General features: G+C 63.5%; 4 protein-coding genes, 1 tRNA gene and 3 rRNA genes. 2 read left to right on the top strand and 6 right to left on the bottom strand.

Going from position 1 to position 12,414, the window contains the following annotated elements:
• The gene (locus tag LRD69_RS24630) at positions 1-2,628 is read left to right on the top strand and encodes a SpoIIE family protein phosphatase (RefSeq protein ID WP_277328715.1); all 2,628 of its coding nucleotides are present in this window, start codon (positions 1-3) and stop codon (positions 2,626-2,628) included.
• 40 nt (positions 2,629-2,668) lie between these two features.
• A complete protein-coding gene (locus LRD69_RS24625; protein WP_277328714.1) occupies positions 2,669-3,589 on the top strand; it encodes an aldo/keto reductase in 921 nt (306 codons plus the stop codon).
• A 63-nt stretch (positions 3,590-3,652) separates the two neighbouring features.
• Here LRD69_RS24625 and LRD69_RS24620 read toward each other — a convergent pair.
• The 6 genes from LRD69_RS24620 to dapA all read right to left on the bottom strand — a co-directional run bounded on the left by LRD69_RS24620 (position 3,653) and on the right by dapA (position 12,376).
• Positions 3,653-3,725, bottom strand: a tRNA-Thr gene (locus LRD69_RS24620).
• 175 nt (positions 3,726-3,900) lie between these two features.
• Positions 3,901-4,017: ribosomal RNA gene (rrf, locus tag LRD69_RS24615) — 5S ribosomal RNA — on the bottom strand.
• Between the two features lie 79 nt (positions 4,018-4,096).
• A 23S ribosomal RNA gene (locus tag LRD69_RS24610) occupies positions 4,097-7,221 on the bottom strand.
• 295 nt (positions 7,222-7,516) lie between these two features.
• Positions 7,517-9,042, bottom strand: a 16S ribosomal RNA gene (locus tag LRD69_RS24605).
• Together the 16S, 23S and 5S rRNA genes with 1 tRNA gene alongside form the textbook arrangement of a ribosomal RNA operon.
• Before the next feature lie 619 nt (positions 9,043-9,661).
• Positions 9,662-11,347: a ribonuclease J gene (locus tag LRD69_RS24600; RefSeq protein ID WP_277328713.1), complete on the bottom strand. Its 1,686-nt coding sequence runs from the start codon at positions 11,345-11,347 to the stop codon at positions 9,662-9,664.
• 129 nt (positions 11,348-11,476) lie between these two features.
• Positions 11,477-12,376, bottom strand: a complete 900-nt coding sequence (gene dapA, locus LRD69_RS24595) for a 4-hydroxy-tetrahydrodipicolinate synthase (RefSeq protein ID WP_277328712.1) — start codon at positions 12,374-12,376, stop codon at positions 11,477-11,479.
• Positions 12,377-12,414: the final 38 nt, after the last annotated feature.

Here is a 12,414-nt window from a genome sequence, read left to right as displayed (position 1 = left end):
ATGGGGAGTGCTGTGATCACCGCGCGCGCGGCCGCCACCTTCGACCCGGTCGGGCGCTCGGTAGCGACCGCCCGCACTTTCGTGCGTGACACCCTGCAGGGCTGGGGTTACACCGACGTCGTCGACGACGCGGTCGTGCTCACCAGTGAGCTCGTGACCAATGCGGTGGTGCACGCCGGCACCGCCGCCGACGTGCTCTGTCTGCGTACGGAGGACGGCGTCCGGGTCGAGGTCTCCGACCGCTATCCGGAACGCGAGATCCCGCTCCAGAGCACCGGTCTGGACTTCGGCAGCCCGGACCGTGAGAGCGGCCGGGGGCTGCTGCTCTGCGCAGCGCTCGCTTCCCGGTGGGGCGTCGAGTACACCCCGACGCACAAACATGTCTGGTTCCAGCTCGATCTCCCGCAGCGCCCGGTGGGCATCCGCTCCGCCGGTCCCCTGCTCCCCACGCCTCTGCTCCCGGTCGCCGACGAGCGCGTCCGGGTCGCCGTCGTCCAGATCGACAGCTCCGGTTCTCTGGCCGCCTGGAACGATGACGCAACGTTCCTCTTCGGCTACACCGCGGACCAGGTCACCGGCAAGCAGCTCACCGACTTCGCGGCCTGGCCCCACACTCCCGGCACCAACACCGGCATCGTCGACGCGCTCCAGCTCTCCCGCTGGGAGGGGAGCTACGGAATCCGGGGCGCCGACGGACGCACCATTCCCGTCTACGCCTCGCACCTCAGAGTCCGCGACACCCAGGGCGAGCCGTCGACGGTCTGTCTGCTCGTCCGCGAATACGAGCGCGCCGTGCTGCAGTCCCCGGTCCGCACCCCCGTCTCCGACGCCGGCGCCGAGAACCGCGCCACGGACCCGTTCGAAGTCTTCATCGGCTCTCCCGCCCCCGATGACCTGGACGGGCTGCTCCAGCGCACCGTCGAACGGGCCCGGGACATGCTTGACGCGGATGCGGCCTTCCTCCTGCTGGCCACGGACGACGAGACGGAGCTGGAGGTACGGGCCACGACCGGCCTGCCGTCCGCCCGTCAGCGCTTCGCCCGGGTCCCCGTCGAGGCGGGCACCGGACGGTACGGCTCCGCCAGGATGCCCGCGGTCCACGAGGACCTCACCGCCGTTCCCGGCGCCGTCCCTCTGCTCGGCGGGACCGGTATGCGCTCCGTCGTCACCGTCCCGCTGAAGGTCGAGGGCCGCCTCACCGGCTCACTGGGCGTCGCCGCCGAAGCACCCGGCAGGTACACCAACGAGGAGGCCCTGCGCCTCCAGTTCGCCGCGGACCGCATCGCGCTCGCCGTGGAATCGGCCCGCCTCGGCGAACTCGAACGGCTCCGCCGCGGTTCGCTGTCCTTCCTCGTCGAAGCCTCCGACCTGCTCGCCGGCACGCTCGACCGGGACCAGACGCTGGCCCTGATGGCTCAGATGACGGTCCCGACCCTGGCCACCTGGTGCGCCGTCTACACGATCGCCGACCAGTCCTCGGAGCCGTACCTCTCCTACGTGCTCCACGAGGACGAGGAACTCATCGACGGCCTCAAGGCCCTGTTGTCCAAGATCGCCCCGCCGGATCCCGTGCCGACGCCCGGCGCCCGGGTCTGGGCCGCCCCGTCCGAGGCGGCGCATGAGGCGGCGCTGCGCACTTCGATGCGGAGTCTCGGCCTCAGCGAGTCCACCGCCCTCGGCTCCGGCATCCGCTCCACACTGGCGACCGCGGCCGCGGTCGGCGGCGAGACTGTGGTCCTCCCGCTCGTCGCCCGCAACCGCGTCATCGGCATGCTCACGCTCGGCAAGCCGTCCGACGACCACTTCCGCCAGGAGATCCTCGAACTGGCCGAGGATCTCTCCCGCCGCGCAGCCCTCGCCCTCGACAACGCCCGCCTCTACTCCGAGCGCATGGCGATCAGCCAGTCCCTGCAGCGCAGCCTGCTGCCGCCCGGCCTGCCCGACGTCCCCAACGTCGAGATCGAGGTCATCTACCGTGCGGCCGGCGAGGGCAACGAGGTCGGCGGCGACTTCTACGACGTCTTCCCGATCCGCGACGGCGCCTACGGCTTCGCCATCGGTGACGTGTGCGGTACGGGTCCGGAGGCGGCGGCTGTCACGGGCCTCGCCCGCCACGCCCTGCGCCTGCTCGCACGCGAGGGCTTCGGCGGCCCCGCTGTCCTGGAGCGTCTGAACGCCGCCATCCTCGACGAGGGTGCCCGCAGCCGCTTCCTCACCCTTCTCTACGGCGAGCTGTGGCCCCAGGAGGACGGCAGCGCACTTCTGAAGGTGGTGTGCGCCGGGCATCCCCTGCCACTGCGTCTCCGGCAGGACGGCACGGTCGAGGCGGCGGCCGAACCGCAGCCGCTGCTGGGGGTCATCGAGGACCTCGAACTGTACGAGCAGACCGTCACCCTCGCCCCGGGCGATGTGCTGCTGTGCGTCACCGACGGCGTGACAGAACGCCGCGAAGGCACCCGCATGCTCGGCGACGACGGTCTGGCCGATGTCCTCACCACGTGCACGGGCCTCACGGCAGGAGCCGTGGCGACCCGTGTCCTGCGGGCCGTCGAACGGTTCGCCGCCGAACCGGCCTCTGATGACATGGCCATCCTGGCCATGCGCGTACCCGAGCCTCCTGCCGTCTGACCGCGCCTCAAGGTGCGGAGCCTCTGACAGACTCCGCACCATGACATCGGAGACCATCACCGCGGCGTCCGCCGGCACGTGGGACCTCGGCGACCTGACAGTCAACCGCATCGGATTCGGAGCGATGCGCCTGACCGGCAGTGCCGCCTTCGACCTCGGCACCCCGAGCGACCGCGAGCAATCGATCAGCGTGCTCCGGCGTGCCACGGAACTCGGCGTGAACCACATCGACACCGCCGCGTTCTACTTCTCGTCGATACGGTCCGCGAACGAGCTGATCAACCGTGCCCTGGCGCCGTACTCCGAGAACCTGGTCATCACCACCAAGGTCGGCCCCGCACGGGATCCCTCGGGCGCCTGGATCACTCCGGCCAGGCCGGACGAACTGCGCGGCCAGGTGGAGGAGAACCTGCGTCAGCTGGGCCGCGACCATCTCGACGTGGTGAACCTGCGCCTCATGGGCCAGGACTCGGTCGCCGAACACTTCGGCGCACTGGCCGAGCTCCGCGAAGCCGGCCTCGTACGCCACCTCGGCATCTCCGCTATCAAGGCCCACCACCTTGCCGAGGCGCAGGCCATCGCTCCGGTGGTCTGCGTACAGAACCGCTACGGTCTCGACTCCCGCACCACGGACGCCGACGACATCCTGCGGATCTGCGGAGAGCAGGGCATCGCGTTCGTCCCGTTCTTCGCGATCGCCGGCGAGGGACGTGAGAAGGGCGCGCACAGCGCAGCCTCCGCGCCGGCCACCGACGACGTGCTGCTCGCCGTCGCCCGCGCTCACGGCGCGACGGCGGCACAGGTCCGGCTGGCCTGGACCCTGCATCAGGGATCGCATGTGCTCGCCATCCCCGGCACCGGTAATCCGGACCACCTCGTGGAGAACGTGGCCGCGGGGGCTCTGCGCCTCTCCGCAGACGACATTGCCCGCCTCGATTCGCACCACATCGGCGGACAGTGAATCCGAAGGTGCCGGACATGCGAAAGGCCCCCGCCGAGCGGCGGGGGCCTTTCGTGTTACCTGAGCCCCAATACGGAATCGAACCGTAGACCTTCTCCTTACCATGGAGACGCTCTACCGACTGAGCTATTGGGGCCTGCTGCGCTGCGGCAACGAGGTAAACCATACCCCGAACCGAGGGATATTCATAACCGCCCGAAGCGAGTGCCCGACGCCTGTCATCGGCACCTGCACCTGGCCGCACATCCGGGGCCGGCCTGTGAACGCAGAAAAGCCCCGCACCAGAGGTGCGGGGCTTTCCCGGAATAATTGTTCGGCGGCGTCCTACTCTCCCACAGGGTCCCCCCTGCAGTACCATCGGCGCTGAAAGGCTTAGCTTCCGGGTTCGGAATGTAACCGGGCGTTTCCCTAACGCAATGACCACCGAAACACTATGAAATTAACCAACACCGGACAACAACACGGCCGTTCGTTATTTCAGAACTAACACAGTGGACGCGAGCAACTGAGGACAAGCCCTCGGCCTATTAGTACCAGTCAGCTCCACCCGTTACCGGGCTTCCACATCTGGCCTATCAACCCAGTCGTCTACTGGGAGCCTTAACCCCTCAAGGGGGTGGGAATACTCATCTCGAAGCAGGCTTCCCGCTTAGATGCTTTCAGCGGTTATCCTTTCCGAACGTAGCCAACCAGCCATGCCCTTGGCAGAACAACTGGCACACCAGAGGTTCGTCCGTCCCGGTCCTCTCGTACTAGGGACAGCCCTTCTCAATATTCCTACGCGCGCAGCGGATAGGGACCGAACTGTCTCACGACGTTCTAAACCCAGCTCGCGTACCGCTTTAATGGGCGAACAGCCCAACCCTTGGGACCGACTCCAGCCCCAGGATGCGACGAGCCGACATCGAGGTGCCAAACCATCCCGTCGATATGGACTCTTGGGGAAGATCAGCCTGTTATCCCCGGGGTACCTTTTATCCGTTGAGCGACAGCGCTTCCACAAGCCACTGCCGGATCACTAGTCCCGACTTTCGTCCCTGCTCGACCCGTCGGTCTCACAGTCAAGCTCCCTTGTGCACTTACACTCAACACCTGATTGCCAACCAGGCTGAGGGAACCTTTGGGCGCCTCCGTTACTCTTTAGGAGGCAACCGCCCCAGTTAAACTACCCATCAGACACTGTCCCTGATCCGGATCACGGACCCAGGTTAGACATCCAGCACGACCAGAGTGGTATTTCAACGGCGACTCCACAACCACTGGCGTGGCTGCTTCAAAGTCTCCCACCTATCCTACACAAGCCGAACCGAACACCAATATCAAACTGTAGTAAAGGTCCCGGGGTCTTTCCGTCCTGCTGCGCGAAACGAGCATCTTTACTCGTAGTGCAATTTCACCGGGCCTATGGTTGAGACAGTCGAGAAGTCGTTACGCCATTCGTGCAGGTCGGAACTTACCCGACAAGGAATTTCGCTACCTTAGGATGGTTATAGTTACCACCGCCGTTTACTGGCGCTTAAGTTCTCAGCTTCGCCGACCCGAAAGTCAGCTAACCGGTCCCCTTAACGTTCCAGCACCGGGCAGGCGTCAGTCCGTATACATCGCCTTACGGCTTCGCACGGACCTGTGTTTTTAGTAAACAGTCGCTTCTCGCTGGTCTCTGCGGCCACCCCCAGCTCATGGAGTAAATCCAATCACCAGTGATGGCCCCCCTTCTCCCGAAGTTACGGGGGCATTTTGCCGAGTTCCTTAACCATAGTTCACCCGAACGCCTCGGTATTCTCTACCTGACCACCTGAGTCGGTTTAGGGTACGGGCCGCCATGAAACTCGCTAGAGGCTTTTCTCGACAGCATAGGATCATCCACTTCGCCACAATCGGCTCGGCATCAGGTCTCAGACTTAATGTGTGACGGATTTGCCTATCACACGCCCTACACCCTTACCCCGGGACAACCACCGCCCGGGCTGGACTACCTTCCTGCGTCACCCCATCGCTTACCTAGTACAAGTCTGGTTCGTCGGCTCCACCACTACCCTCAACTCCGAAGAGATCGGGCCGGCTTCACGGACTTAGCATCGCCTGATTCAGTATTGGGCGTTTCAAAGCGGGTACCGGAATATCAACCGGTTGTCCATCGACTACGCCTGTCGGCCTCGCCTTAGGTCCCGACTTACCCTGGGCAGATCAGCTTGACCCAGGAACCCTTAGTCAATCGGCGCACACGTTTCTCACGTGTGTATCGCTACTCATGCCTGCATTCTCACTCGTGAACCGTCCACAACTCGCTTCCGCGGCTGCTTCACCCGGCACACGACGCTCCCCTACCCATCCCAGCAGGCGTTGGCCCTCAATGCTGGAATGACACGACTTCGGCGGTACGCTTGAGCCCCGCTACATTGTCGGCGCGGAATCACTTGACCAGTGAGCTATTACGCACTCTTTCAAGGGTGGCTGCTTCTAAGCCAACCTCCTGGTTGTCTCTGCGACTCCACATCCTTTCCCACTTAGCGTACGCTTAGGGGCCTTAGTCGATGCTCTGGGCTGTTTCCCTCTCGACCATGGAGCTTATCCCCCACAGTCTCACTGCCGTGCTCTCACTTACCGGCATTCGGAGTTTGGCTAAGGTCAGTAACCCGGTAGGGCCCATCGCCTATCCAGTGCTCTACCTCCGGCAAGAAACACACGACGCTGCACCTAAATGCATTTCGGGGAGAACCAGCTATCACGGAGTTTGATTGGCCTTTCACCCCTAACCACAGGTCATCCCCCAGGTTTTCAACCCTGGTGGGTTCGGTCCTCCACGAAGTCTTACCTCCGCTTCAACCTGCCCATGGCTAGATCACTCCGCTTCGGGTCTTGAGCGTGCTACTAAAACGCCCTATTCGGACTCGCTTTCGCTACGGCTTCCCCACACGGGTTAACCTCGCAACACACCGCAAACTCGCAGGCTCATTCTTCAAAAGGCACGCAGTCACGACTGTTGCTCCGAAGAACAACAGCGACGCTCCCACGGCTTGTAGGCACACGGTTTCAGGTACTATTTCACTCCGCTCCCGCGGTACTTTTCACCATTCCCTCACGGTACTATCCGCTATCGGTCACCAGGGAATATTTAGGCTTAGCGGGTGGTCCCGCCAGATTCACACGGGATTTCTCGGGCCCCGTGCTACTTGGGTGTCTCTCAAACGAGCCGTCAATGTTTCAGCTACGGGGGTCTTACCCTCTACGCCGGACCTTTCGCATGTCCTTCGCCTACATCAACGGTTTCTGACTCGTCTCACGGCCGGCAGACCGCAAAAGAGAGATCCCACAACCCCGCATGCGCAACCCCTGCCGGGTATCACACGCATACGGTTTGGCCTCATCCGGTTTCGCTCGCCACTACTCCCGGAATCACGGTTGTTTTCTCTTCCTGAGGGTACTGAGATGTTTCACTTCCCCTCGTTCCCTCCACACTGCCTATGTGTTCAGCAGCGGGTGACAGCCCATGACGACTGCCGGGTTTCCCCATTCGGACACCCCCGGATCAAAGCTCGGTTGACAGCTCCCCGGGGCCTATCGTGGCCTCCCACGTCCTTCATCGGTTCCTGGTGCCAAGGCATCCACCGTGCGCCCTTAAAAACTTGGCCACAGATGCTCGCGTCCACTGTGCAGTTCTCAAACAACGACCAGCCACCCGTCACACACCGCCGAAACGATGCTTTACCGGGGCCGGCAACTGAAGGCGACCAAACGGCCGTACCCTCAGATACCCAACAACGTGCCCGACACGACCCCTCACGATTCACGTTCCACGCCGAAGCAGTACTAGTGATCCCGAAGAACCGTGCCGAATAGTCAACGTTCCACCCATGAGCTAACCACCGTCGAACATTTGCCGACGTAGTGGCTCTGGATTCCTTGCGGAATCTAGATGCTCCTTAGAAAGGAGGTGATCCAGCCGCACCTTCCGGTACGGCTACCTTGTTACGACTTCGTCCCAATCGCCAGTCCCACCTTCGACAGCTCCCTCCCACAAGGGGTTGGGCCACCGGCTTCGGGTGTTACCGACTTTCGTGACGTGACGGGCGGTGTGTACAAGGCCCGGGAACGTATTCACCGCAGCAATGCTGATCTGCGATTACTAGCAACTCCGACTTCATGGGGTCGAGTTGCAGACCCCAATCCGAACTGAGACCGGCTTTTTGAGATTCGCTCCGCCTCGCGGCATCGCAGCTCATTGTACCGGCCATTGTAGCACGTGTGCAGCCCAAGACATAAGGGGCATGATGACTTGACGTCGTCCCCACCTTCCTCCGAGTTGACCCCGGCAGTCTCCTGTGAGTCCCCATCACCCCGAAGGGCATGCTGGCAACACAGAACAAGGGTTGCGCTCGTTGCGGGACTTAACCCAACATCTCACGACACGAGCTGACGACAGCCATGCACCACCTGTATACCGACCACAAGGGGGGCACCATCTCTGATGCTTTCCGGTATATGTCAAGCCTTGGTAAGGTTCTTCGCGTTGCGTCGAATTAAGCCACATGCTCCGCTGCTTGTGCGGGCCCCCGTCAATTCCTTTGAGTTTTAGCCTTGCGGCCGTACTCCCCAGGCGGGGAACTTAATGCGTTAGCTGCGGCACCGACGACGTGGAATGTCGCCAACACCTAGTTCCCAACGTTTACGGCGTGGACTACCAGGGTATCTAATCCTGTTCGCTCCCCACGCTTTCGCTCCTCAGCGTCAGTAATGGCCCAGAGATCCGCCTTCGCCACCGGTGTTCCTCCTGATATCTGCGCATTTCACCGCTACACCAGGAATTCCGATCTCCCCTACCACACTCTAGCCTGCCCGTATCGACTGCAGACCCGGGGTTAAGCCCCGGGCTTTCACAACCGACGCAACAAGCCGCCTACGAGCTCTTTACGCCCAATAATTCCGGACAACGCTTGCGCCCTACGTATTACCGCGGCTGCTGGCACGTAGTTAGCCGGCGCTTCTTCTGCAGGTACCGTCACTCTCGCTTCTTCCCTGCTGAAAGAGGTTTACAACCCGAAGGCCGTCATCCCTCACGCGGCGTCGCTGCATCAGGCTTTCGCCCATTGTGCAATATTCCCCACTGCTGCCTCCCGTAGGAGTCTGGGCCGTGTCTCAGTCCCAGTGTGGCCGGTCGCCCTCTCAGGCCGGCTACCCGTCGTCGCCTTGGTAGGCCATCACCCCACCAACAAGCTGATAGGCCGCGGGCTCATCCTTCACCGCCGGAGCTTTCAACCCCGTCCCATGCGGGACAGAGTGTTATCCGGTATTAGACCCCGTTTCCAGGGCTTGTCCCAGAGTGAAGGGCAGATTGCCCACGTGTTACTCACCCGTTCGCCACTAATCCACCCCGAAGGGCTTCATCGTTCGACTTGCATGTGTTAAGCACGCCGCCAGCGTTCGTCCTGAGCCAGGATCAAACTCTCCGTGAATGTTTTCCCGTAATCGGGACGACACACACGAGAGCGGGACAACCGGTCGGAATAGGACCGGTCGTCCACAGCGTCCTCGCTGTGTAAAATTGCCCACCGGAACCACAAGGTCCGGCAGGACTTTCAAAGGAACCACCAACCTGCCGAAACAGGCCGGGGTATCAACATATCTGGCGTTGACTTTTGGCACGCTGTTGAGTTCTCAAGGAACGGACGCTTCCTTCGTACTCACCCTCACGGGCTTTCCTCCGGGCTTTTCCCTTCGGTCTTGCGTTTCCGACTCTATCAGACTCTTTCGTGTCCGATTCCCGGTCGAAACGGGTTCCGCTTTCCAGGTTCCCGCTTTCGCGTTTCCCTTTCCGGCGCTTCCAACGTTACCAGACTCATTTTCGCTGCCGTTTCCGGTTCGAATTTGATTCCGGTGGCCTTTGGAGTGGCCTTGCCTTTCGGCGGACCGACTTTATCAGAAGTTCTGAGTCGGAATTTCCGTCCCGTACGGGGTGGCCTCGGCGCACACGTGTGCGCGGCGCTTCCCGGTCAGGCGGAGAGCCAAACGTACTGGAGCGGGGCGCCCCGATGCAAATCGAGGGCCCCGCTCCGGAGTTCGCGCCTGTCGGGGTCAGACCTCGACGACGACGGGAAGGATCATCGGGCGCCGGCGGTAGGTGTCGGAGACCCACTTGCCCACCGAACGGCGGACCAGCTGCTGGAGCTGGTGGGGCTCCACCACGCCGTCCTGCGCGGACCTGTTGAGCGCCTCCTCGATCTTCGGTACGACGGCGGTGAACGCCGCATCGTCGATACCGGAGCCGCGGGCCTGGATGTAGGGACCACCCGTGATCTTGCCCGTGGAGCTGTCGACCACGATGAAGACCGAGATGATGCCCTCGTCACCGAGGATGCGACGGTCCTTGAGCGAGGTCTCGGTGACGTCTCCGACCGAGAGGCCGTCGACGTACACATAACCGGCCTGGACCTTGCCGACGATCTTGGCCTTGCCGTCGATGAGGTCGACGACGACGCCGTCCTCGGCGATGACGATGTGGTCCTTGGGTACACCCGTGAGAGCGCCCAGCTCGGCGTTGGCCCGGAGGTGGCGCCATTCGCCGTGGACCGGCATCAGATTCTTCGGCTTGCAGATGTTGTAGAAGTACAGCAGCTCGCCGGCCGAGGCATGGCCCGAGACGTGGACCTTGGCGTTGCCCTTGTGGACGACGTTGGCGCCCCAGCGGGTCAGACCGTTGATCACGCGGTAGACCGCGTTCTCGTTGCCCGGGATCAGGGACGACGCGAGGATCACCGTGTCGCCCTGGACGATCCGGATCTGGTGGTCACGGTTGGCCATACGGGACAGCGCGGCCATCGGCTCGCCCTGGGAACCCGTGCAGACCAGCACGACCTCGTCGTCCGGCAGGTCGTCGAGCGTCTTGACGTCGACGACCAGGCCCGCGGGAACCTTCAGATAGCCCAGGTCACGGGCGATGCCCATGTTGCGGACCATGGAGCGGCCGACGAAGGCGACGCGGCGGCCGTACTCGTGTGCCGCGTCGAGGATCTGCTGGATGCGGTGCACGTGGCTGGCGAAGCTCGCCACGATGATCCGCTTCTGGGCGTTCGCGAAGACCGTGCGCAGGACGTTGGAGATGTCCCGCTCGGGCGGTACGAAGCCGGGAACCTCGGCGTTCGTGGAGTCGGAGAGGAGAAGGTCGATGCCTTCTTCGCTCAGCCGGGCGAACGCGTGCAGGTCGGTGAGACGGCCGTCCAGCGGGAGCTGGTCCATCTTGAAGTCACCGGTAGCGACGGCCATGCCCGCGGGTGTGCGGATGGCGACCGCGAGAGCATCCGGGATGGAGTGGTTGACCGCGATGAATTCGCAGTCGAAGACGCCGATGCGCTCGCGCTGGCCCTCGGCGACTTCGAGGGTGTACGGACGGATGCGGTGCTCCTGGAGCTTCGCCTCGATGAGCGCGAGGGTCAGCTTGGAACCGATCAGCGGGATGTCCGGCTTCAGCCGCAGCAGGTACGGGACACCACCGATGTGGTCCTCGTGCCCGTGCGTCAGGACGATGCCCTCGATGTCGTCGAGACGGTCCCGGATCGTGGTGAAGTCCGGCAGGATCAGGTCGATGCCCGGCTGCTCCTCCTCGGGGAAGAGCACACCGCAGTCGACGATGAGCAGGCGGCCGCCGTACTCGAAAACCGTCATGTTGCGGCCGATTTCACCGAGGCCACCGAGCGGGGTGACACGGAGGCCGCCCTTCGGGAGCTTCGGCGGGGTGCCGAGTTCGGGGTGCGGATGACTCAAAAGACTCTCCTTACCACGCGCGCCACGTACCGCTGAGGCACGTGGCGCGCATGTCATTCGTGCACTTGCTGTTGTCTGTGTTCTCGCTGTTGCGAGTGTTCTTCGCGTATTCAGTTGTGAAGTCTGTGGTTACAGCTGTACCCCACCGGCGGCGAGATCGATCTTGAGCTGAGCCGTTTCCTGTGCGGTGAGTTCCACCAGAGGAAGGCGCAGCGGGCCCGCGGGCAGACCCTGGAGGGCCAGCGCCGCCTTGGTGGTGATCACACCCTGGGTACGGAACATTCCGGTGAAGACCGGCAGGAGCTTCTGGTGGATCTCCGTGGCCTTCTGGACGTCGCCGCCGAGGTACGCCTCGATGAGGGCGCGCAGGTCGGGGGTGACGACATGGCCGACGACGGAGACGAAGCCGATGGCGCCGACCGAGAGCAGCGGCAGGTTGAGCATGTCGTCGCCGGAGTACCAGGCGAGACCGGACTGGGCGATGGCCCAGCTGGCGCGGCCCAGGTCGCCCTTGGCGTCCTTGTTGGCGACGATGCGCGGGTGCTCGGCGAGCCGGACCAGCGTCTCCGTGTCGATCGGCACACCGCTGCGGCCGGGAATGTCGTAGAGCATGACCGGTAGGCCGGTGGCGTCCGCGACGGCCGAGAAGTGGCGGAAGAGGCCCTCCTGCGGCGGCTTGTTGTAGTACGGCGTCACCGCGAGGAGGCCGTGGGCGCCGGCGCGCTCGGCAGCGCGGGCCAGCTCGATGCTGTGGCGGGTGTCGTTGGTGCCGATGCCGGCGACGACATGGGCCCGGTCCCCTACCGCTTCCAGGACAGCCCGTACGACCTGGTCTTTCTCCGCGTCGCTGGTGGTCGGGGACTCGCCGGTGGTGCCGTTGACGATCAGGCCGTCATTGCCTGAGTCCACCAGATGGGAGGCGAGCCGCTGGGCACCATCGAGGTCGAGCGCACCGTCCGCCGTGAAGGGCGTGACCATGGCGGTGAGGACCCGCCCGAAGGGGATCTGCGGAGTGGAGATCGGAGCCATGGGTAACACGCTACTCGTTGCTCAACGCGACGTGCCCC

This window comes from Streptomyces sp. JH14, assembly GCF_029428675.1.
Taxonomy (GTDB): domain Bacteria; phylum Actinomycetota; class Actinomycetes; order Streptomycetales; family Streptomycetaceae; genus Streptomyces.
This window is presented reverse-complemented; position numbering and strand designations above follow the sequence as displayed.